Raw genomic sequence first — 23261 nt, forward strand, 5'->3', positions numbered from 1 at the left:
ACGACGGCGCGACGTCAGGAGCAAGTCGGATGACGGAATATCGGGGCGGACGCAGCAGCACGACGCAGTCCGCCGGCACGGACGGCAATGCTGGTCTCGCACGGGCCTATCTGCTGACGTACCGCGGCCCCAACGACGGCTCTCCGGCCGACGGTGGGGTCACCGCCCCGATCGATGTGGCGCTGGCAACCCGGGTCTCGCCGGAGTTGCTGGCGGCGCACTATCGCCTCGGTCATCGCCGGTCGACCGGGGAGACGCTGGTCGCGATCTACTCTGCCGACGATCCCGGTCGCTTCGGTCCGGCGCTGCAGATCGTGACCGACCACAGCGCGCTGCTGATGGACTCGGTGATGGTGCTGCTGCACCGCATCGGTGTCGCCTACACCGCGATCATGAGCCCCGAATTCCGGGTTCGGCGGGATTCGGCGGGCGAGGTCGTCGCGATGGGTCCGGCGGGTGATCCCAGCGCACCGGCCGACGGCATCGACGAGGCCTGGATTCATGTGCAGCTAGCGACCATGGGTGACGGTGAGGCGGTAGCGGAGGCCGCGGCGGTGCTGCCGCATGCCCTGACCGACACCCGAGCCGTGGAGCTCGACACCCCGGCGATGAATGCCGCGCTCGTCGGCCTGGCCAACGCGCTCGACGCCGACCACAACGGCAGGTTCCCCGGCTACGACCGGCGCGACGTCGCGGCCCTGCTGCGCTGGCTGGCCGACGGGCACTTCGTCCTGCTCGGCTACCAGCAGTGCACGGTGGAGAACGGACAGGCCCAGGTGGATCCGGCGACCCGGTTGGGCGTGGCCAAGCTGCGCACCGACGTGCTGCCACCGCTGGCCGGTGACGACGAACTGCTGGCGGTGGCCCAGGCCACCATGCCCAGTTACCTGCGCTATGGCGCGTACCCCTACATCGTGGTGGTCCGCGAGAGCACGGGTCCGAACGGGTCCGCCCGCGAACACCGTTTCATCGGGCAGTTCACGGTCACCGCGGGCAACGCGAATGTGCTGGAGATCCCACTGATCTCGCGCCGGGTCAACGAGGCGTTGGCCCTGTCGCAAGGCGATCCGAGCCGGCCCGGCCAGCTGATGCTGGACATCATCCAGACCGTGCCACGGTCCGAGCTGTTCTCCCTGACTGCGCGCGACCTCGTCGCGATGGGGAAGTCCGTCATCGACCTGGGCTCCCGGCGGCGTGCGCTGCTGTTCCTGCGCGCCGACAAACTCGCCCACTTCGTGTCGTGCCTGGTGTACCTGCCGCGGGACCGGTACACCACCGATGTCAGGCTGGCCATGCAGGACATCCTGGTGCGCGAGCTCGGTGGCGAAAGCATCGAATACACCGCACGCGTCAGTGAATCGCCTTGGGCCGTCGTGCATTTCACGGTCCGTCTCAAAGAAGGGGCGAGCCAGGCGACCATCGATACGTCGTTGGCCAACGAAACCCGCATTCAGGGGCTGCTGACCGAAGCCGCCCGCACCTGGGGCGACCGGCTGATCGGTGCCGTCACGCCGGGCACCATCACCCGCGCCGAGGCCGAGCACTACGCGGTGGCGTTCCCCGAGGTGTACAAGCAGGCCTTCACGCCGACCGGGGCCATCGAGGCCATCAGCATCATCGACCAGCTGCAGGACGACAGCGTCAAGCTCGTGCTGGACTATCCCGAAGCCGGGCCCGACGATGACGGCACCGCCCAACTCACGTGGTACCTGGCCGGCCGGTCGGCATCGCTGAGCGAGCTGCTACCAATGCTGCAGTCGATGGGCGTGGTGGTGCTCGAGGAGCAGCCGTTCAACGTTGTACGCGGCGACGGCATACCGGTGTGGATCTACCAGTTCAAGATCTCCCGGCACCACTCCACCGTCGACACCCCGGCAGCGGAGCGCGAAGCGATCGCGGGCCGGTTCGCCGATGCGGTGACCGCCATCTGGCAGGGCAAGGTGGAGATCGACCGGTTCAACGAGTTGGTGCTCGGCGCTGGGCTCACCTGGCAGCAGGTGACGATCCTGCGGGCGTATGCAAAGTACTTGCGGCAGGCCGGTTTTCCGTACAGCCAGTACCACATCGAGACAGTGCTCAAGGACAACCCACGGACGGCGAAATCCCTCGTCGAGTTGTTCGAGGCGGTGTTCGACCCGACCGGGGGAGACGCCGCGGAACGCGCGCAGACCGCCGCGGCGGCTGTCGCCGCCGACATCGACGCCTTGGTGAGCCTGGACACCGACCGCGTCCTGCGGGCGCTCGCGGCGCTGGTGCAGGCCACGTTGCGTACCAACTACTACGTCACCGCCGCGGGATCGGCGCGGCAGCGAAATGCGTTGTCGTTCAAGCTCAATCCGCAGCTCATCGACGAATTGCCGCTGCCCAGACCGAAATACGAGATCTTCGTGTACTCGCCGCGGGTCGAAGGCGTGCACCTGCGGTTCGGCAACGTCGCCCGCGGCGGCCTGCGCTGGTCGGACCGCCGGGAAGACTTCCGCACCGAAATCCTGGGCCTGGTCAAGGCGCAGGCGGTGAAGAACGCCGTCATCGTCCCAGTGGGCGCCAAGGGCGGATTCGTGCTCAAGTCGCCGCCGGTTCCCACCGGTGACGCGGCCGCCGATCGTGATGCCCTGCGTAACGAAGGTGTCGCCTGCTACCGGCTGTTCATCGCCGGCCTGCTCGACGTCACCGACAACGTCGAGACGGCCACCGGTGCTGTCGTCCCGCCGGCGCAGGTGGTGCGCCGCGACGGCGACGACGCCTACCTGGTGGTCGCCGCCGACAAGGGCACCGCCACGTTCTCGGACATCGCCAATGACGTTGCCAAGTCGTACGGCTTCTGGCTCGGTGATGCGTTCGCCTCCGGTGGCTCCGTCGGCTACGACCACAAGGCCATGGGCATCACCGCCAAGGGCGCCTGGGAGTCGGTCAAGCGGCACTTCCGGGAAATGGGGCATGACACCCAGGCCCAGGACTTCACCGTCGTCGGCGTCGGTGACATGAGCGGTGACGTGTTCGGCAACGGCATGTTGCTGTCCAAGCACATTCGGCTGGTGGCGGCCTTCGACCACCGGCACATCTTCCTGGACCCGAATCCTGATTCGGCCCGCTCGTGGATCGAACGCGACCGGATGTTCAAGCTGCCCCGGTCGAGTTGGGACGACTACGACAAGTCGCTCATCAGCGGAGGCGGTGGTGTGTACAGCCGTGAGCAGAAGTCGATCCCGATCAGCCCACAGGTGCGCGAAGTACTCGGCCTCGGCGCCGACGTCACCGAACTCACGCCGCCGGCACTGATGAAGTCGATCTTGCTGGCGCCCGTCGACCTGTTCTGGAACGGCGGCATCGGCACCTACATCAAGGCCGAGACCGAGTCGGACGCCGATGTCGGCGACCGCGCCAATGATGCCATCCGGGTCAACGGAAATCAGGTGCGCGCCAAGGTGGTCGGCGAAGGCGGCAACCTCGGCGTCACACAGCGCGGCCGCATCGAATTCGATCTGTCCGGCGGCCACATCAACACCGATGCCATGGACAACTCGGCAGGCGTGGACTGCTCGGACCACGAGGTCAACATCAAGATTCTGGTCGACGCGCTGGTGACCGCCGGCAAGGTGGCGGCCGGTGAACGCACCGACCTGTTGATGTCGATGACCGACGAGGTCGGTCGATTGGTGCTCGCCGACAACATGTCGCAGAACGACCTGGTGGGCACCAGCCGCGCCAACGCCGCCAGCCTGCTGCCGGTGCATGCTTCCCAGATTCGCGATCTGTCGAGGGAACGTGGGCTCAACCGCGAGCTGGAGGCGCTGCCGTCGGACAAGGAGATCCGCCGGCGGATGGAAACCGGCCTGGGCCTGACCTCACCTGAGCTGGCCACTCTGATGGCGCACGTGAAGCTGGCGCTCAAGGAGGACGTATTGGGCAGTGAGCTGCCCGATCAGGAGGTGTTCGCCGGACGGCTCCCGGACTACTTCCCGGAGGAGCTGCGCGACCGGTTCGCGGCAGACATCCGGTCGCACCAGCTGCGCCGGGAGATCATCACCACGATGCTGGTGAACGACCTGGTCGATACGGCCGGCATCACCTACGCCTACCGCGTCGCCGAGGATGTCGGCGTCGGGCCGGTCGACGCGGTCCGCAGCTACGTCGCGGTGGACAAGATCTTCCGGGTCGGCGAGGTGTGGCGGAACATCCGGGCGGCCGGCATGGCCGGCGTCCCGGTGGATGTCACCGACCGCATGACGCTGGACCTGCGCCGGCTGATCGACCGTGCCGGCCGTTGGCTGCTGAACTACCGGCCGCAGCCGCTGGCGGTCGGCGCCGAGGCCAATCGGTTCGCCGCCAAGGTGGCCGAGCTCACCCCGCAGATGGCGCAGTGGCTGCGCGGCGATGACAAGGCCATCGCCGAAACCGACGCCACACAGTTCGTGGCCGCCGGCGTCTCGCAGGAGCTGGCCTACATGGTGGCCACCGGGCTCTACCAGTACAGCCTGCTGGACGTCATCGACATCGCTGACATCGCCGAGCGGGAACCTGCAGAGGTGGCCGACACCTACTTTGCGCTGACCGACCACCTGGGCATCGACAACCTGCTCACGGCGGTATCCCAGTTGAGCCGCAACGACCGTTGGCATTCGTTGGCGCGCTTGGCGATTCGCGACGACATCTACGGTTCTGTCCGGGCGTTGTGCATCGACGTCATCGCCGTCGGCGAGACGGACGAGACCGGTGAGCAGAAAATTCACGAATGGGCGTCGACCAACAGTTCCCGCGTCACGCGGGCCCGCCGGACCCTCACCGACATCCTCAACGACGAAGAGCGCGACCTGGCGACCCTATCGGTGGCCGCACGGCAGCTGCGGAGCATGACCACGAGGACGACGGGAACGGGTAATCAGGGATGATGGGTCGGTGACTGAACGATTCACGACGCCGGTGCCGGTGCGCTGGTCAGACATCGACATGTATCAGCATGTCAACCACGCCACCATGGTGACCATCCTCGAAGAAGCGCGGGTTCCCTTTCTCACCGAACCTTTCGCCGAGGACGTCGCCACCACCGGACTGCTGATCGCCGAAGTCAACGTGAAGTACAAGGACCAACTGCGCCTTGTCGATTCGCCGCTGCAGGTGACCATCTGGACCAACCGGCTGCGTGCCTGCGACTTCACGCTGGGCTATGAGGTGCGCTCGGCGCAGGCCGATCCGGATTCCAAACCGGCCGTGATCGGGGAGACCCAGCTGGCCACCTTCAACATCGAGCGGCAGATGCTGGTGCGCATCGCCCCGCATCAGCGGGAGTACCTGCAGCGTTTTGCGCGATGAGCGCTTGCGAGAAGAGCAGGGTGCACAAATGACCGAACGCGGAATCTGGCTCGCGGACGCGGCCCAGGGGGAGAACCTGGCCACCTTTGTCGAACGTGTGCTGCGGCTTGACGACGCGGCGGTGGTGCGGTTGCGGGCGCGCGGTGACGGTGTCATTGTCGCTTGGGCCGCAACGGGTTTCGAGGTGCTGGCCGCGCGCGTGGTGAGCGGCCGGCTGACGCCGTCCGACCTGTGCGCCGGCGCTGACGCCCTGAGCCGTGAGCTGCCCGGTGCGGGCCGCATCGATCCGGGGTTCGCGATGGACTCGGCGTGGCGTGGTGCGTTGCCGCCGGACAGCGGATTCAGCCATCTCGACGACGTGCCGGCTCGCGCGATGATGGAGCTCTCGCAGCGGGGTGCCGATCTGGCCCGCGAACACAGTGGGGCACAGGGCCCGCCGCCGTCGCTGCTGGACCAGGACGTCGTCACGGTCAGTGCTGGTGACGTCGAGGTCGGTATCCCGATGCGTTGCGTATTCGCCTTGACCGCCATGGGTTTCGTACCTGATCCGCTGTCCGAGAACGAGGTGGTCCGGGTCCGGGTACATCCGACGTGGCTGCGCATCGACGCCCGCTTCGGCTCGGTGTACCGCCGTCGTGGCGGTCCGATCCTGTTGTCGCCCTAGGAGCATGCTGAATTTCGGGGGACCGGTGCGCCGAGTTGTCGCTCACGCCGAAAGGCGCCCCACAGCACCTCGGCGGGGGCCGGGCCGGCAAAGCGGTTCGTGGCGGCCAACGCGAGACGTTACGTTCGTTCACTGCGTGTAGATCGCCGAGAGGCTGCTCGCGCGGCGGATGTGAACTCCACCCGCCACGCGAGCACGAGGGTCGGGAACACTGTTGAGTTGTCAAGGTGCGCAGAAGATTCGAGGCCGTGCGTTATGCGGCCACGTCCAGTCGCATGGTGCGGCGGTTGTAGGCCGGGATGGGTCTGCGGTGGGGGTCCACGGCCGCGGGTGGGATGAGCCAGGGGTGTTTGTCCAGGCCCATGACGACGTCCCAGCCGTCGTGGTGGACATTGGCATGACACGCCGGGCACAGCAGGCAGCCGTTGCTCAGTGATGTTTCGCCGTGGTGGGTCCAGTGCACGATGTGATGGGCATGAGTGCGTCCCGGCGGTGCCCCGCATTTGATGCAGCATTGATCCCGCAGATACAAGGCTTTGCGTAGCGGCGCCGGGAACAACCGTTTATCGCGTCCCATGTCCAGGGGTACCTGTTCGCCGTCCACGATCACCGTGGTCACGGTGGTGTCGCAGGCCAGCCGGTCCAGCGTCGCCATGCTGATCGATCCCATGAACTCGAGTTGGGCCAGGTCCGGGGTGTCGGCGGGCACCGTCAGCAGCAACTGGGTGCGCGGCGCCGAGGCGATATCCCCACCCCGGGCCGCGATATCGAGCACCGCCTCCAGGGCATCAGCGCGCCGCCGCCCCGCCGAACGGACGTCAGCGGTGCCGTCGGGTTCGGGCCGCGGCGCCGACCACTGCTCCATGGCGGCTACGAATTTCGCACCCACCTCCGCATCCAGGTCCGCCCGCACCTGCAGGCGCCCGTCGCTGGTCACCCGGTGATCGACGGTGTTGATCGACCGGTCCTCGGCGGCCGGCAGACCACCTTCGGCCGCGGCGACCCGGTTGCCCAGCCGGCGGGCGCGGTCCCCGATCTGGGCGGGGGTGGCCCCGGAGAAGAACTGCCCCACCAGATCGGTCACCTGCCCGAACCGGGCCTCCTCATCCACCGGGCCCGGTGAGCGGGCCCGAATATGGTTGATGCCCTTGACGATCGCATCCACATGCTCACCGGACATCGCCCCATCCGCGGCATGGGCGGCCAGCGTCGGCAACGACGGTAACGCGACACCGACACGGACCACCCGCGACGCCACGGCCGGCGCCGCACCGAGAGCGATCAGCAGCTCCCGCACCGTCCGCCCCTGCCCAGCTGCAACGCCACGCCGATCCAGGACCCCGACCACCGTCGCCGCCAGATGATCAACCAGATTCCGCAGCGCCAGCAGCCCCCGCATCGCCGCCAACGCGTCATCCCCAGCCAGGTCGTCAGGCACTCGCACGCCGCGGAGGGTGTCGAGGCTGGTAGCGAGATCTGGTGCGATTCCCATACCACATTCTATCGAACAAACGTTCGAACAACAATGGGTGGAGCGTGCGGATTTGTGATGCATCAGGACATCGGTGATAGCTCTGCTGGTCTTGGAAGCGACCCTTCTGGCGCGAGGCCGGACAGGTGGCGCAAGGGCTACTCCGCGGCTTGCGGCCGGCCTACAGTCCCGGCTGACGGCGGGACTGATCGCCTACTCCGGCCAGACCGCCGTCAGTCCGGGACGGTCGCGTACGCCCGGACCGGGAACGTGCCGAAACCTTCGATGCGCGGCGGGACGGCGGTGAAGCGGGCACCGCGCGCCGGCAGCGCCGCCAGGTTGGTGAGGTGCTCGACGACGTGAATCCCGTTGCCCAACAGCGCGGTATGGATGGGTCGCCGGCCCGCCGACTCCGGACTGGCGTCATCGATGTTCACCGAGTCGATACCGACGAGCGCCACGCCGCGGCTCACCAGCAGTTCGGTGGCGCCTTCGGACAGGAACGGCGCGTCGACGCCGTAGGCCTCGGTACCGAAATGCCGGTCCCATCCGGTGTCGATCAGGACCGCGCAGCCGGCTTCGATGTCGTCGGGTAGCTCGGCGACGCCAACGCTCCGCGCTGTGACATCCCGACGGTGCACGACGACCGCGGGCAGGTTCACCAAAGTGTTCAAGTCGAGGCCGGACAGGTCCGCGCCGTGCTCGTACCGATGAAACGGGGAGTCGATATAGGTCCCCGTGTTGCCCACCATGGTGATGGCGCCGATCGCGAACTCGGTGCCGGGGGCGTAGACCTCGCGGGACGCCTCGCGCGTGAGGTGCTCATCGATCGACGGTGCGGGCAGCCCTGGGTAGGTCACCATGCCGGCCCGAATCGGGTGAGACAAATCGACGAGCATGGCGACCCTTTCCCGCGCGGCTGATGCCCAACCTTAGCGAGACGGGACGGGCTCCTTTGCGGCGGCCGATGGAATCACCCGGTCAAGTAGCGGCCCGGCCAGCTTCTCGATCAGATCGAACGAGAATGGTTGTGTCATACGGCGATTGATGCCCGGCGCGAGGCGGTGCATGGCGTAGCCGAGCCATGCCTCTGCCCGTACCGGGACCACCGCGAGATCGTAGTTGACCGCCCGCACCGCGGCTCGCGCTACGAGGTCCGGGCTCATCGGCGAGAACGGCAACACCTCCGCGAGCGCCTGAAGCTGTCTGGTGAGGCGCTTCGCCTGCTCGACGAGCACGGGGTCCACGCCGACCGTCACGGCTCGGTCCGCGATATGTGTGTTGATGACGCCGGGGCAGATTGCGCTGACGCCGATGCCGTACTGCCTGAATTCCAGGCGCAGACATTCGCTCAGCATCTTGACTCCCGCCTTCGACACCGAGTACGGCGCCATGACCGGCGTCGGCGTGAACGCTGCTGCCGAAGCGATGTTGACGATATGACCGCCTCGGCCGCGCTCGGCCATCTGCGCCCCGAACACCCGGCAGCCGTGCACCACGCCCATGAGATTGACGCTGAGCTGCTTGTCCCAATCCGCGGCGGACAGTTGGAGGAACGGACCGCTGACGAGGATTCCGGCGTTGTTGACCACGACGTCGGGCACGCCGTGCTCGGCACGCACGTCGCGCGCGAATATCTCCCACGCGTCCGGGTCGGCGACGTCCAGCTGGGCGGTCGACGCCCGGCGGCCGGCGCCTTTGATCATGGCCGCGGTCGCCTCCGCCAGGTCGAGGTTGATGTCGGAGACCACCACGTGCGCACCGAGTTTGGCGAAGCGGATGGCAGTGGCACGCCCGATACCGCTCCCGGCGCCCGTGACCACCACGAGCTGCGGTTCGAGATTGTTGATCTTCATTCGGCTTCCTTCGACGTGGCTGCTACTTCGTGGGCGTTGGCGGCGCCGGTCCCATACCGGTAGACGTCGAGGTTGTAATGGCGGTTCTGCCAGTACATCTCACCGTGCGTCGTCGGCCGGAACGGTGAATCACCGTGGTAGTCGAGGTAATACGTGTTGGACCCCGCGCACGTCGGCGTGAACAGGACGTTGCGTTCCTGGCGCCGCAGACAGTGCTGGAAGTAGGCGTCGTGAACTTCCCGGCGGATCTCCACCTCGCGGGCGCCGCGCCGCTTGGCTTCGGCGATCGCGCGGCTCAGATGTGCCGCGGTGGCCTCGATCATCCACAGATACGACCCGAGCACGAATCCGTAGGGGCCGGTGATCATGAACATGTTCGGGAAGCCGGGTACCGAGACCCCTTGGTAGGCCTGAAATCGGTTGGCCGCCCAGAACTCCGCGGCGTCCAGTCCGTCGCGGCCGACGACCGGGAAGGGCGGTACCGAATCCCGTTCCCACAGTTTGAAGCCGGTGGCGCAGATGACGACGTCGACCTCGTGCTCGACGCCGTCGGCGGTCACCACGCCGCGCCCGGTGATGCGCTCGATGGAATCGGTGACCAAGCTGACGTCGCTGCGATTGAAGGTCTTCAGGTAATCGTTCGACATTGACGGTCGTTTGCAGCCCAGGCCGTAGCGGGGGATCAGTTTCTCCCGGGTCGCCGGGTCGGTGATCTGACTGCGCATCCAGGCCCGCACCGGAGCCTCCGCGAGCTTGCGCGTCGCCTCGACCATCCAGTTCGGTCCGGTGAGCATGCCGCCGATCCCGACCTCGGTCGCGACGGTCCCGACGGCGCGCAGCACCGACCGAAATTTGCCGAACTCCAGCACGGCGCGGGCGATACCGTGAACCTCACTGTCCGGCTTGGGAAAAACCCAGATCGGCGTGCGCTGAAAGACGGTGAGATGCGCGACCTCGTCGACGATCGCCGGTACCAGTTGCAGCGACGTCGCGCCTGTCCCGATCACGGCCACCCGCTTGCCGGCCAGTGCGACGTCGTGGTCCCACAGGGCAGTGTGCATGAGCATGCCACTGAAATCCTGCAGGCCGGGGATGTCGGGCAACTTCGGCCGTTCCAGTCCGCCGACCGCCATCACCACATGGCGGCCGGTGATCTCGGCGCCGCCGTCGATCCGCAACCGCCACATGCAGTTCTGTTCGTCGAACGTCGCTCCGGTGACGGACGTGCCCAGCCGCAACTTGTCGCGCAGGCCGTACTTGTCCACCATGTCGTCGGCGTAGTCGCGCAACTCGCTGCCGGGAGCGAACACCCGGGACCATCCGCCGCGCTGCTCATAGGAGAAGCTGTAGATGACGGACGGGATGTCCACCGCGACACCGGGGTAGGTGTTCGCGTGCCAGGTGCCGCCGACGTGGTCCCACTTGTCGATGACGACGAAATCGTGAATGCCCTTGCGCTGAAGGGCAATGCCGGCGCCGATGCCGCCGAAACCGGCACCGACGATCACGACCTCGTGATCTGGTTCCCGTCGCTCGGCCGTCGGCGGCGGTGCGTACTGAGTGCTGGCGGTCACGTCCGGCGCCCGGCTATCGCACGTAGCCGACGAGTTCGCCACCGGCGCCGAACAAGTCGTGCTGCCAGCGTTCGAGAATCTCACCGGTGGGCACGTCGTCGGGGTGGAAGCCGGGCCGCAGGTACTCGTGAATCTCCCCGAGAATGCCGCGCACCAGCGGTCCGCGGAACACCCCGTACGTCTGGCGCAGGACCGTGATCGGTCGCGGCCATGCCGTCGGATCCAGCAGGATCGACAACGCGACTGTGGCCGTGACGACCGGGATGGTCAGGAAATACATGAACCACATGACTGCGATGCGGGTGCGCTCAGAACCGCCCACCGACCGGTAGACGTCGAAGGCCACGGACTTGTGCTCCAGCTCCTCCATGGCGTGCCAGTTCAGCAGGCGCCAGACCTCGGGATCGCCTGGGATTGACTGGATTTCGTCGTTGGAGAGCACCCGCGCGCCCAGGACGGCGGTGTAGTGTTCCGCGGCGGCTGTCATCGCCAGATGCACCTTGGCCGGGATCAGCTTCTCGATGCGCAGCACCACCTTCTGTCGCACGCTGGTCGGAGCGAACAACAAGAACCGCACCAGGGGATAGCCCATGTCCGCCAGCTGTGTGTTCAACTTGCGATGTTCCTGTCCGTGGACGGACTCCTGCCCGATGAACCCCGCGACGCGCTTCTTGAGGACGGGGTCGGTGATCTGGTCGGAGAAGCGGCGAACGGAACGGATGAACGACTCCTCTCCCGGTGGGAAGGAGCCGGACAACACGGCCACTAGGTGACTGAACACGATGTCGCCCTCGACGAAATGGCGGTGCAGGGGTTCGGGTTCGCCGAACCGGAACCGCATCCGGCGGACCTTGGGAAACGAGACCGCGTGCGCGGTGATCGGATCAGCACTCATGATCGATTCCTTCCGTGGTGCCGGCTATTCCCGGCCGGCTTCCTCGTTGAAGCGGAAGCGGATTCTCCGGGTCCGGGGATAGAGCGCCCGGGAGTTCCGCTCGGGCGTCATCGTCGTGTGTTGCGCACTGCGTACGGCCATGCCGCCGCCCTTTCCTCGAACAATCAGTAACTAGTACCGCGAGTTCTAGTAGTTCGCACGTTACGACGACGTGCGGCGGAGCGCAAGAGTTTTGGATAATGACGTTTTCTGAACCGTCTGGGCGCAGGTCGCGACCGACCCGAGCCGGCTCAGTCGGTGGTGCCGAACAGCGCCATCTGCTCGCCGGGCGCGATGACGACGCCGCGAGCAGCGGCCGCCGCCGACACCGCACCCCAGATCACCGGGGTCAGTTGCGCGGTGAGTTCGTCTTTGCTAATCGTCGGCTCGTTGAGCCACCGCAGCACGCCCAGAGCGACGGCGCCGAGGATCGCGTCGGCCGTGTATTCCAGGTGGTCGGCATCGCCGTCGTGGGCGCGCAGCATTGCCGCGAGAACTTCGGTCATGGCGCTCGACAAATTGCGGCCGTTCTCGAGCAGCTTGGTGCGGGAGTGGTCGTCGCTGAAATGCGAACCGACGACGAACCGAAAGAGGTTGGGGCGCTCGTCCACCAGATCGATGTAGCCGGCCAGAGCTGAACGAACGAGCTCCAGTGCCGTCGCGGTGACGTGGAAGCGCGGAATGACGCGCCGGACGATCAGCTCCTGCATGCGCTCACCGACGGCGGCGAACAACGTCTCCTTGTCGGTGAAGAAGCGATACAGCTTCGGCCGTGGCACGCCCGCGGTCTTCACCACGTCGTCGATCGAGAGGTCCGGCCCGAACTCGTCGATGGCGCGCAGGGTTGCCTCGATCAGCTCGGCCCGTACTGTCGCGCGGTGGGCGCGCCAGCGATCGGCCCGCGCGTCACCGGTCGGTGCGGACAGCCGCACCGCTACGCGGGTCGCGTCCACGGGCATGGACTAATCGTAAGCCAGCCAGAGTGCCGTGTCGGGTGGCATTCGCCGGTCCGGTAGTGGCCCACTGGAGAGCAGAACCCGGCCGGCGGGGACGTCGACCGGACTGCTGCCGGCATTCAGCAGGCATACCAACCCGTCCTCACACTGGAATGCCAGCAGATCGTCCGCGGTCGGCAGCCACCGCACCGAACGGCCCAAAGCTGTTCGGGCCCGGCGCAATTCGATCGCCCGCCGGAACAGTGTCAACGTCGAATCCGGGTCCACGGACTGCGCGGCAACCGTCAACGGTCCCCAGCTGTCGGGCATCGGCAGCCAGGTGTTCGAGGTTGCAGAGAACCCGTAGGGCGCGGTGTCGCCCGACCAGGGGAGCGGCACTCGGCAGCCATCGCGGCCGCGCTCGGTGTGGCCGGAACGCTCCCAGACCGGGTCCTGCAAAACCTCGTCGGGCAGGTCGACGTTGGGCAGTCCGAGTTCTTCGCCGTTGTAGACGAACACCGCCCCGGGCAGCGCCAGCATCACCAGCGCCATCGCCCGGGCTCGCGAAAGCCCCTGCGCGCCATCGCCGTAACGACTCACTTCGCGCTCGACGTCGTCATTCGACAGCGTCCACGTGGGCGGGGAATCGGCCAGCTCCGCAGCAGCCAGGGAGTTCTCGATCGCTTCCCGAATCGCGGCGGCGGTGAAATCGGCTCGCACCAAACGGAAATTGAAGCCCAGGTGCAGTTCGTCGGGACGCAGGTATTTGGCGAAATCGGCGTTGTCGAACACCCATACCTCGCCGACGTTCGCCGCGTCGGGGTAGTCGTCGAGCACCGTCCGGATGCCGCGGTGAATGGCGTGTACGCCGTCGTTGTTGAATCGCGGATCGTCTGCCTCGGACGTCAGCATGGCGGTGTCGGATTCCGCGGCGGGCTCGGCCATGTCCGGTAGGTCGGCCGGTTTCGCCATCCCATGCGCGACGTCGATCCGGAATCCGGCGACCCCGCGGTCCAGCCAGAACCGCAGCGTCCGTTCCAGATCCGCGGCGATCTCCGGGTTGTCCCAGTTCAGATCCGGCTGTGCGGCATCGAACAGATGCAGGTACCACTGGCCGGGCCGGCCGTCGGGCTCGGTGACGCGGGTCCAGGCCGGGCCGCCGAAGACCGACGTCCAATTGTTCGGCGGCCGGGCGCCGCCCGGCCCGCGGCCGTCCCGGAAGAGATAGCGGGACCGTTCGGGGCTGTCGGGGCCCGCGGACAGGGCAGCCCGGAACCATGGATGCGCGGCGCTGGTGTGGTTCGGAACCAGGTCCATGGTGATCTTGATGTCCGCGGCGCGGGCGGCGGCGATCAACCGCTCGAGCGCGGCCATCCCGCCGAACAGGGGATCGACGTCACGCGGGTCGGCGACGTCGTACCCGTGATCGACCATGGGGGAGACCATGACCGGGTTGAGCCACAATGCGTCGACGCCGAGCGCGCGCAGGTAGTCCAGGTGTGCCGTCACGCCGTCGAGGTCACCGACGCCGTCCCCGTTGCTGTCGGCGAACGAGCGCGGGTAGAGCTGATAGAAGACCGCGCGTGCCCACCACCGCGGGTCTGTCATCAGAACGCCGAGTTGACCATGTGTTGGGCGGCCATGTCGAAATAGTCCAGCAGTGCCTGCCGGTGGGCGTCGTCGATGGTGTCGGGGCCGATCGAGGCGAGCGCGCTGTGCATGCACCGCAGCCAGGCGTCCCGTTCCAGGAAACCGATCCGGAACGGCGCGTGCCGCATGCGCAGCCGGGGATGCCCCCGTTCTTCGCCATAGGTGCGCGGACCGCCCCAATATTGCTCGAGGAACATCCGCAGCCGGTGTTCGGCGCCGTCGAGATCGTCCTCCGGATACAGCGGGCGCAGGATTTCGTCGTCGCGGACCAGTTGGTAGAACCGCGACACCAGGAGCCCGAAGGTCTCCGCTCCACCGATTTCGTCGTAGAACGACCGTTGCGCCTCTGTCACGGTCGCCATTGTCCACGAGGGCGCGATGGCGCGTTCCCCACGGGAGTCGTCACCCGAAGTTCACCCGATGGTCCAGCTAACACGCCGGAATTCTCGTGCGATCTCCGCCGATCCGTGGTGGACTGTCAACACGGAGGACGTATGTCGCAACGGAGGAAGGTCCGCGGCCACAGACTTCATGGCGCCGCGGCAGGCTCGCTTGGGCCCGTTTCGAGCCCAGCGCTGTCATCACCCCTGCATGCAGTCGAGTCGGGTCCCAATGCCGGTTCGCTCTGGGGCCGTCGCCGCGTTCTGCTGCTCAATTCGACGTACGAACCGCTGACGGCCCTGCCCATGCGCCGGGCGGTGATCATGGTGCTGTGCGGCAAAGCCGACGTGGTGCACGACGATCCGACCGGTCCGCTCATACACTCGGCGACGCGAGCGGTCCGTGTGCCGTCCGTCATCCGGCTGCGCAACTTTGTGCGGGTCCCTTACCGGGCCCGCATTCCTATGACGCGGGCCGCGCTGATGCACCGGGACCGGTTCCGGTGCGCGTATTGCGGCGGGAAGGCCGACACCGTCGACCATGTCGTACCCCGCAGCCGCGGTGGCGAGCACTCCTGGGAGAACTGTGTCGCGGCGTGTGGCCCGTGTAATCACCGCAAGGCCGACCGGCTGCTCTCGGAGCTGGGCTGGTCATTGCACGTGGTGCCGTTGCCGCCCAAGGGGCAGCATTGGCGCCTGCTGTCTGTGGTCAAGGAACTCGATCCGGCGTGGGTGCGGTATCTCGGTGAAGGCGCCGCCTGACACCGGACACCGGATTGCCCCTCTCGCCCGCACGGGCGCGGTCGGTGCTGATACGGTTTGCCCGTGAGCATTGCACTTACTCATTCGCTGCTCGGCGGGGTGCCGCTGGTACTGCTGCTGGTGCTTGGCGCGCTGTTCTTGCTGCGCAAGAGCCCGCATCCGGACACCTACAAGATGACCGACAAGTGGACCCACGCGCCGATCCTGTGGGCGGCCGAGGAACCGGCGGATCACGGCCACGGCGGCCATGACTCGCACCTGACTGTGGGAGGTGGCGCAAGTGGCAAGTGGTAGCCAGACCGAGGTCGCAAACATCGATCCGGCCAACCTGCCGTACGGCTATGCCGTCACGTACAGCGGCCGCATCTCCGGCGTCACCGAGCCCGGTGAGCTGTCGGTGCACTATCCGTTCCCGGTCAAGGACCTGGTGTTCCTCGACGACGCCCTGAAATACGGTTCGCGCGCTGCCGGCGCCCGTTTCGCCGTCTACATCGGCGACCTGGGTGCGGACACCGCCGCCACTGCCCGCGAGGTGCTGGCCACGGTGCCGACGCCGAACAATGCGGTGCTGCTTGCCGTCTCGCCGGACCAGAAGGCCATCGAGGTCGTCTACGGCTCCGAGGTCCGTGGTCGCGGCATCGAAGAGGCTGCTCCGCTGGGCGTCTCCGCGGCGGCTGCGTCGTTCAAGCAGGGCAACCTGATGGACGGGCTCATCAGCGCGGTTCGCGTGCTGAGCGCCGGCGTCTCGCCAGCCTGATTTTCTTCACTCTGCCGGGTGCGAACCGATGGTTCGCACCCGGCAGAGTGCTGTCCGGGGCTAGGTCACCGCTGACTGATGAGGGATACGGTCCGCTCACGCCAATCCACGATAAGGGCAGGATCAGCGGGAAAGAGAAAGAGCGGGGTAGCGCTTGCGCAGGCGGGCTTCATAACCTGGCTGCAGGGCGGTCATGCTGATGTCGCCGCCGTAGTGCGCCAGCACGCGCGGGTCCATCACCCGGCGCCAGAGCGGCGGGCAGATGGCGAGCAGCAGCATGGTCCCGTAACCGCCGGGTAGCTGCGGCGCCTCATCGGCATGACACAGCGCCTGGTACCGGCGCATGGGGTTGGCGTGGTGATCGGAGTGGCGCTGCAGGTGGAACAGGAACACGTTGGCGATCACGGTATTGCTGTTCCAGCTGTGACCGGCGCGCACCCGTTCATAACGGCCGCCCGGCAGCTTCTGTCGCCGCAGGCCGTAGTGCTCGAGGTAGTTGACCGTCTCCAATAAGAAGATGCCGATCACGGCCTGGCCGAACAGCCAGGGCAGGACGCCCATGCCGAACCAGGCCACCAGGATGACGAACAGGATGACGCTCAGCAGCCAGGCGCCCAGGACCTCGTTGTGCAGCGACCACTTGGACTTGCGCAGGCGGGCGAGCCGGTCGCACTCGAGCTGCCACGCCGACCGCAGGCTGCCGACAACCGACCGGCCGATGAAGGCGTACAGGCTCTCGCCGAGCCGTGAGCTGGCCGGATCCTCCGGAGTGGCGACTCGCACATGGTGACCGCGGTTGTGCTCGACGAAGAAGTGGCCGTAGCAGGTCTGGGCCAGCGCGATCTTGCCGAGCCTGCGCTCGGACATGCCGCGCTTGTGGCCGAGCTCGTGGGCGGCGTTGATCGCGATGCCGCCGACCGTGCCGACCGCGGCCATGAGGCCGAGCTTGTCGGCGAGCGACATGGTCACCCACCCACCGCCGGCCCACAGCCAGCACGCGAAGACCAGCGACAGGTACTGTGCCGGCAGGAACAGGTGCGTGGCGATGCGGTAGAACGGGTCGTCTTCCAGGCGGCGCAGGTCACCGGGCGCCTGCTCGGCCTCGGGCCCGACGATGTGGTCGAGTAGCGGCACGAGCCCGAACGTCAGAACCGAGCCGGTCCACCAGAACGCGTCGACGCCCGTGAGCCACACCAGTAACCAGGACAGGCCCACCATTCCGGGGGTGATGGGGCCGAGCAGCCACACGTAACGCTTGCCATCGCGCCATTTGGACTTGGGTGCTGCGGCTGTGCCGGACGTGCTGGGAGCAGGCGCGTGAGGCTGCGACGCCTCCTGACCCGCGCGCAATGCCGACAACACCCCGTATTCGTACCTGCATTCGGCCGTTTGCGCAAATACATGACGGTAGCCAGAGCCGGTTCTTGTCCGATTTCTCATCGTTATCCAGCAAATTGTTTGAGCGGTCAGTGTGCGGGGGTATTCCGGCCCGTTGCCCAGCGTCCGTCCTCGCCAGATGGATTTGGCCGCCGCCGCGATAAACTTGCAGGTAGCGTGCCATACGTGCGTATGAGTGACGTACGACATACCGCGCGTCGCACGGGTCCGGCGACGCGCTGACAGCCGGATCTCACGGAGCGGCGGAAACCCCGCAGCATCGTGTAATTTTGTGATGAATCCGTTATTCGGGACGCTCGCTCTGGTCTGCTGCGGGTTAGCTGGACGGTTAGGCGAAAGGACGATCTTGGCGGTGTTGCAGGGCCGGCATCGACACGTTCGACGCCGGAGCTCGGCCTGTGCAGCCGACATGTGTCTCCCCGTGGCGGGTAGCCGATGAGCCCGATCAACCGGCGGCAATTTCTCGGCGGTGCGGCGGTGGTGGGCGTCGCCGGCGCGGCCGGCGTCGGGGTCCTCGTCGAAAGATCGCGCGACCGAACTGAGGCTCGGAAGCACTTCTCGGCCATCGTGATCGGCAGCGGGTACGGCGGTGGCGTCTCGGCGCTGCGGCTGGGACAGGCCGGCGTCGAGACCTTGGTCATCGAACAGGGCAGGCTGTGGGACAAGCCGGACGACGACGGCAAGCGGTTCTCCAAGATGCTGCCCGCCGACACCCGCGCCGGCTGGTTCACGAAAGTGCCGCCGAGTCTGGTCACCTCTTTCGGCGGCTTCACCGTCGAGCAGGTGGCGGAGCACGCGCCGTCGCCCCAGCCGATCCAGGCCGGCATCTGCCAGAAGGTGACGCACGGCGCCCACGACGTCTTCCGGGGCCTGGCGGTCGGTGGCGGCTCGATGATCAACGCGGGCATTGCCGCCATCCCGACGCACGGGCAGCTCGCAACGGCGTTCCCCGACATCGGCACCGACGAGTTTCTGAACACCTATGTCGAGCGCGCCAAGACCGCGCTGAAGATCAGCTACCGCGACATGCCCTGGTTCGAGCAGACGCCGTGCTTCCAGTACGCCCGGGTCGGCCGCAAGTACGCGGCAGCGGCCGGCTACAAGGTCGACTACAACGGCAGCTCCTACTCCTTCGACTACCTGGTCAAAGAGGCCGCCGGCCAGGTGCCGCAGTCCTCGCTGGCTTTCGAGCAGCAGTTCGGCAACAACTACGGCCGGTTCGGCAGCGTCGACCAGACCTACATCGCCGAAGCGCTCAAGACCGGCCTCGTCACGCTGCGCCCACTGACCGAGGTGACCTCGATCCGCCAGGAACGCTCCGGCGAGTTCGTGGTGTCCACCCGCGAGATCGATCGCTGGGGCAAGGAACTGTCCAAGACCGAATTCGGTTGTGACCAGCTGTATCTGGCGGCCGGCGTGCTCGGCACGACCAAGCTGCTGCTGAAGGCGCGGGAGACCGGTGGCCTGGCCCATCTGAACGATCAGATCGGCAAGGGCTACGGCAACAACGGTGACCTGATGGTCGGACACAACCTGGCCAAGAGTGATCCGGCCGGCACCACGCAATCCCTCATGGGCATGATCAACATCGACGGTCGCGACGACCCGGACAACCCGGTGTACGCCAGCATGTTCTCCATGCCACTGCCCGTCGAAACCTATCTGCTGGGCTACTACGTCATGGTCGACACGGGCGACCGGGCCGACATCACCTATGACCGCCAGTCCGACACCGCGACCATCCAATGGACCGACGCCTTCGCCGCGAACAACGAGGCCAGGGCGAGGCGGGTGTTCGACAAGATCCTGCGGGCCAACAAGGTCGACTACCGCAATGACCTGTTCAGTGGAAAGGTTTTCGCGCCCAACACCGTTCACCCGCTGGGCGGATGTGTGCGAGGCAAGGCCACCGACGCCTTCGGGCGGGTGAACGGCCACCGCAACCTGTTCGTCAACGATGCGTCGCTGATGCCCGGCCATCTCGGGTGCAATCCCTACATGACCATCACCGCGCTGGCCGAGCGCAACATCGAAGGCATCCTGCAGGGCCGCACCTAGCCCGGAGTCGGCCAGGTGCGGCTCCTGCAGTCGCGTCAGCTGATGTCGAAGGCCCGCGCGCGCAGCGAACGTTCCACTCCCGCACGGCCTTCGAGTACCAGGCGGCGCAGGGCGGGTGGGACCTCCGGATCGGAGAGGAACCGGTCGGCCGCATCGAGGCCGGCCTGGCTGATGTCCCATGCCGGGTACAGGCCGATGACCACCGTCTGGGCCACCTCGCTGGAACGCCGCTCCCACACCCCGGAGATCGCCGCGAAGTACTGATCCCGGAACGGGGCCAGCAGCTCGTGCTGTCCGGGCTGGACCAGGCCGCCGACGACCGCGCGCGTGGTGATGTTCGCCAGCGTGTCGTCCTCGATGACCCGTTGCCACGCAGCCTCTTTCACCGCCACCTGCGGGCGCGCGGCAACTGCCGCAGCGGCATTGCGCTGACCGGCCGCCGTCGGATCCTGCTGGGCCTCGGCGTCGATGAACGGCGTCGCCGCGCCGTCGGCGTCGATCACGCCGGCGCGGGCCAGTGCGGTCACGATGCGCCAGCGCAGATCGGTGTCGATGACCAGCCCCGGCATGTTCACCGCGGCGGGCTCGTTGTCCAGCAGCGTCGACAGCACCGCGATGTGGTTCGGTGCCAGCACCGACGTGCACAGCGCGTTGATGTACGCCAGCTGGTGGTCCGATCCCGGCGACGAGTCCCGCGCCAGGTCCAGCAGCGCGTCACCGAAAGCGGCCCAACCGATTTCGGCTGCCCATACCGGATCGGCATAGGAGGTCAGCGCGGTCTGTGCCTGCAGCACCAGCCGCTGGGCGACGCCCACCTCGGTCTCGGCGTGCAGCCCGCTCATCACCAGTGCGACGAACTCGCGAGCCTTCATCTCGGCCTCGCGGGTCATCTCCCACGCTGCCGACCAGGCCAGGGTGCGGGGGAGCGGGTCCTCGATGTCGGCGATGCGGCTCAGCATCGTCTGCAGCGACGCGGGATCGAGCCGCATCGAGCAGTAGGTCAGGTCGTCGTCGTTGATCAGAATCAGCTTGCTGCGGGAAAGCCCAACCAGGGCAGGAACATCCGTCACCGGACCTTCGACGTCCAGCTCCTCGCGGTGGACGCGGACCAGCTTGCCGGAGCCGTCGTCGTCATACAGGCCGACGGCAAGCCGGTGCACGCGTGTCTCGCCCGCGCCGGGCGCCGCACCGCTCTGGGTGATGGCAAACCGGGTGAACGCACCGTCGCCGTCGACGTCGAAATCGGCCCGCAGCGTGTTGAGTCCCGTGGTCTTCAGCCACTGCCGGCCCCAGCCCGACAGGTCGCGGCCCGACGACTTCTCCAGCGCACCAAGCAGATCGGCAAAAGTGGCGTTGTCGTAGGCGTGGTCGCGGAAGTAGTCGCGCAGGCCCGAGAGGAACGGTTCCAGTCCGACGTAGGCCACCAACTGCTTGAGCACGCTGGCGCCCTTGGCGTAGGTGATGCCGTCGAAGTTGACTTCGACAGCGGCCAGGTCGGGGATGTCGGCGGCGACCGGGTGGGTGGATGGCAGCTGATCCTGCCGGTAGGCCCAGGACTTCTCGACATTGGCGAAGGTGGTCCAGGCCTGTTTGTACTCGGTGGCCTCGGCCTGGCACAGCACCGATGCGAACGTGGCGAAGGATTCGTTGAGCCACAAGTCATCCCACCAGCGCATGGTGACCAGATCGCCGAACCACATGTGAGCCATCTCGTGCAGCACGGTCTCGGCGCGGCGCTCGTACGAGTAGCGCGTGACCTTGGACCGGAAGACGTAATCCTCCAGGAACGTCACCGCTCCGGCGTTCTCCATGGCGCCGGCGTTGAACTCCGGCACGAACAGCTGGTCGTACTTGCCGAATGCGTACGGTGTGCCGAAGTTCTTGTGGTAGAAGGAGAATCCCTGCTTGGTCTCGGTGAACAGCCGGTCGGCATCCATGAACTCGGCCAGCGAGGCGCGGCAGAAGATGCCCAGCGGAATGTCGCCGTGTTCGTCGCTGTAGACGTCGTCCCACCGGGCATAGGGCCCGGCGATGAGCGCGGCGAGGTAGGTGCTCATCTTCGGGGTGGTGGCGAATCGATGAACCATCCCCGTATCTGATGTCGCCGCCGGGGCGGCTCCGGCCGACGTACCGGCACCGTTCGAGATCACCTGCCAGTGCGCAGGAGCCACGACCGCGACGTCAAAGGTGGCCTTGAGGTCCGGCTGGTCGAAGCAGGCGAACATGCGCTTGGCGTCAGCGGTCTCGAACTGCGAGTAGAGGTAGACCTCGCCGTCGACCGGGTCGACGAAGCGGTGCAGGCCCTCACCGGTGTTGGAGTAGCGGCAGTCGGCGTCGATCACGACCACGTTCTGCTCGGCCAGCCCGGTCAACGGCACACCGGTCGATTCGTCGTAGGCCGACACGTCGATCGGCAGCCCGTTGAGCGTGGCGCTGCGGATGGAGTCGGCGGCGATGTCGATGACGGTGTTGGCGCCGGGCAAGGCGCTGAACGTCACCGTCGTCACCGATCGGAAGGTGCGCTCGCCCGGCGCACCGGCACCGTCGGTGAGGTCCAGATCGATGCGGTAGTTGTCGACGGTCACCAGCGCCGCGCGCTCGGCGGCCTGGTCGCGGGTCAGATTCGGAAGTGCCACGTCACTAACTTAAGGGACAACCGGTGGCCGTGACCGGGAACATAGGGACGCCGGGCATAGTTGTCGACAATAGGGTTCTGTACCGACCGCACGAAGGAAGTCCAATGGCCGACTCTGCCGTTACCAAGGATGTCGCAGGATTTTGGTTCGATCCGTTGTGCCCGTGGGCCTGGATCACCTCCCGGTGGATCCTCGAGGTCGCGCAGGTCCGCGATGTCGACGTGCAGTTCCACGTCATGAGCCTGGCGGTGCTCAACGAGGGCAGGGACCTGCCGGAGCAGTACCAGGAGCTGATGAAAAGCGCCTGGGGCCCGGTCCGCGTCGCGATCGCCGCCGAGGAGGCCCTCGGCTCCGAGGTACTCGCGCCGCTGTACACCGCGATGGGCACCCGGATTCACAACCAGGGCAACAAGAACTTTGCGGAAGTCATCGCCGAGTCCCTCGAAGAGCTGGGCCTGCCCGCCGAGCTGGCGGAGGCCGCCACCAGCGAGAAGTTCGACGAGGCGCTGCGCAAGAGCCACCACGCCGGCATGGACGCAGTCGGCCCCGATGTGGGCACCCCGACAATCCACGTCAACGGGGTCGCGTTCTTCGGTCCGGTGCTGTCGCGCATCCCGCGCGGTGAAGAAGCCGGAAAGCTGTGGGACGCATCCGTGATTTTCGCTTCCTACCCGCACTTCTGGGAGCTCAAGCGCTCCCGCGACGAGGCTCCCGAGTTCGACTGACCACAATCCGCCGCTAGCCACGCTCCGTCCGGGTCGGCACAGGTAATCTCGTCGGCGTTCCGCAAGGAACGTCTGGCCGCCGTTACGGTGGTCAGACACATCCGAAACATGAGCCACAACGATGCAACTGGTGGGGAGCGACGTGCCGACG

Annotated in this window: 18 protein-coding genes; 8 read left to right on the forward strand and 10 right to left on the reverse strand. The window is 66.8% G+C overall.

Features of this window, described 5'->3' with window-relative positions; all coding sequences use genetic code 11:
* Nucleotides 1–29 precede the first annotated feature (29 nt).
* Genes ACX12F_RS07745 through ACX12F_RS07755 form a run of 3 tightly spaced genes read left to right on the forward strand, consistent with a single transcriptional unit; the run spans nt 30 to nt 5974 of the window.
* On the forward strand, nt 30–4889 hold the full coding sequence (locus tag ACX12F_RS07745; protein ID WP_459369023.1) for an NAD-glutamate dehydrogenase: 4860 nt from the start codon (nt 30–32) through the stop codon (nt 4887–4889).
* Nucleotides 4890–4896: 7 nt separating this feature from the next.
* Entirely contained in the window at nt 4897–5310 is a 414-nt protein-coding gene (locus ACX12F_RS07750) for an acyl-CoA thioesterase (protein ID WP_020102240.1), read from the forward strand.
* 28 nt (nt 5311–5338) lie between these two features.
* On the forward strand, nt 5339–5974 hold the full coding sequence (locus ACX12F_RS07755) for a DUF8010 domain-containing protein (protein ID WP_459369024.1): 636 nt from the start codon (nt 5339–5341) through the stop codon (nt 5972–5974).
* A gap of 253 nt (nt 5975–6227) precedes the next feature.
* Here the strand turns inward: ACX12F_RS07755 and ACX12F_RS07760 are convergent, their stop codons facing one another.
* The 8 genes from ACX12F_RS07760 to ACX12F_RS07795 form a co-directional block, all read right to left on the reverse strand.
* Nucleotides 6228–7466, reverse strand: coding sequence for an HNH endonuclease (locus ACX12F_RS07760; protein ID WP_459369025.1), 1239 nt, complete (start codon nt 7464–7466; stop codon nt 6228–6230).
* 212 nt (nt 7467–7678) lie between these two features.
* On the reverse strand, nt 7679–8344 hold the full coding sequence (locus ACX12F_RS07765) for a cyclase family protein (RefSeq protein ID WP_459369026.1): 666 nt from the start codon (nt 8342–8344) through the stop codon (nt 7679–7681).
* A gap of 33 nt (nt 8345–8377) precedes the next feature.
* Nucleotides 8378–9301: an SDR family NAD(P)-dependent oxidoreductase gene (locus ACX12F_RS07770; RefSeq protein ID WP_459369027.1), complete on the reverse strand. Its 924-nt coding sequence runs from the start codon at nt 9299–9301 to the stop codon at nt 8378–8380.
* Nucleotides 9298–10875 carry a flavin-containing monooxygenase gene (locus ACX12F_RS07775; protein WP_459369028.1) on the reverse strand — a complete coding sequence of 526 codons (1578 nt, stop codon included), beginning with the start codon at nt 10873–10875 and terminating at the stop codon, nt 9298–9300. Before ACX12F_RS07775 ends, ACX12F_RS07770 begins: the two co-directional genes overlap by 4 nt.
* Nucleotides 10876–10888: 13 nt before the next feature.
* A complete protein-coding gene (locus tag ACX12F_RS07780) occupies nt 10889–11770 on the reverse strand; it encodes a metal-dependent hydrolase (protein ID WP_459369029.1) in 882 nt (293 codons plus the stop codon).
* A 290-nt stretch (nt 11771–12060) separates the two neighbouring features.
* On the reverse strand, nt 12061–12768 hold the full coding sequence (locus tag ACX12F_RS07785) for a TetR/AcrR family transcriptional regulator (protein WP_459369030.1): 708 nt from the start codon (nt 12766–12768) through the stop codon (nt 12061–12063).
* Nucleotides 12769–12771: 3 nt separating this feature from the next.
* Nucleotides 12772–14352, reverse strand: a complete 1581-nt coding sequence (locus ACX12F_RS07790) for a glycoside hydrolase family 13 protein (RefSeq protein ID WP_459369031.1) — start codon at nt 14350–14352, stop codon at nt 12772–12774.
* Nucleotides 14352–14756, reverse strand: coding sequence for a globin (locus ACX12F_RS07795; RefSeq protein ID WP_459369032.1), 405 nt, complete (start codon nt 14754–14756; stop codon nt 14352–14354). The genes ACX12F_RS07790 and ACX12F_RS07795 overlap by 1 nt, the downstream gene beginning before the upstream one ends.
* Nucleotides 14757–14888: 132 nt before the next feature.
* On the opposite strand from ACX12F_RS07795, the gene ACX12F_RS07800 reads away from it, so the two are divergent.
* The 3 genes from ACX12F_RS07800 to ACX12F_RS07810 all read left to right on the forward strand — a co-directional run bounded on the left by ACX12F_RS07800 (nt 14889) and on the right by ACX12F_RS07810 (nt 16293).
* Nucleotides 14889–15536, forward strand: a complete 648-nt coding sequence (locus ACX12F_RS07800; protein WP_459369033.1) for an HNH endonuclease — start codon at nt 14889–14891, stop codon at nt 15534–15536.
* A gap of 63 nt (nt 15537–15599) precedes the next feature.
* A complete protein-coding gene (ctaJ, locus tag ACX12F_RS07805) occupies nt 15600–15830 on the forward strand; it encodes an aa3-type cytochrome oxidase subunit CtaJ (RefSeq protein WP_459369034.1) in 231 nt (76 codons plus the stop codon).
* Nucleotides 15817–16293 (forward strand): DUF5130 domain-containing protein, encoded by a 477-nt coding sequence (locus tag ACX12F_RS07810; RefSeq protein WP_459369035.1) that lies wholly within the window; start codon nt 15817–15819, stop codon nt 16291–16293. Before ctaJ ends, ACX12F_RS07810 begins: the two co-directional genes overlap by 14 nt.
* A gap of 123 nt (nt 16294–16416) precedes the next feature.
* Here the strand turns inward: ACX12F_RS07810 and ACX12F_RS07815 are convergent, their stop codons facing one another.
* On the reverse strand, nt 16417–17655 hold the full coding sequence (locus ACX12F_RS07815; protein WP_459369036.1) for an alkane 1-monooxygenase: 1239 nt from the start codon (nt 17653–17655) through the stop codon (nt 16417–16419).
* Nucleotides 17656–18126: 471 nt separating this feature from the next.
* On the opposite strand from ACX12F_RS07815, the gene ACX12F_RS07820 reads away from it, so the two are divergent.
* Complete coding sequence (locus tag ACX12F_RS07820; RefSeq protein WP_459369037.1) at nt 18127–19749, forward strand: GMC oxidoreductase; 1623 nt, start codon at nt 18127–18129, stop codon at nt 19747–19749.
* Nucleotides 19750–19784: 35 nt separating this feature from the next.
* Here the strand turns inward: ACX12F_RS07820 and pepN are convergent, their stop codons facing one another.
* Nucleotides 19785–22385, reverse strand: coding sequence for an aminopeptidase N (gene pepN, locus ACX12F_RS07825; protein WP_459369038.1), 2601 nt, complete (start codon nt 22383–22385; stop codon nt 19785–19787).
* 104 nt (nt 22386–22489) lie between these two features.
* On the opposite strand from pepN, the gene ACX12F_RS07830 reads away from it, so the two are divergent.
* Nucleotides 22490–23110, forward strand: coding sequence for a mycothiol-dependent nitroreductase Rv2466c family protein (locus tag ACX12F_RS07830; RefSeq protein WP_459369039.1), 621 nt, complete (start codon nt 22490–22492; stop codon nt 23108–23110).
* Nucleotides 23111–23261: the final 151 nt, after the last annotated feature.

This window comes from Mycolicibacterium sp. HS_4_1 (genome assembly GCF_054515875.1).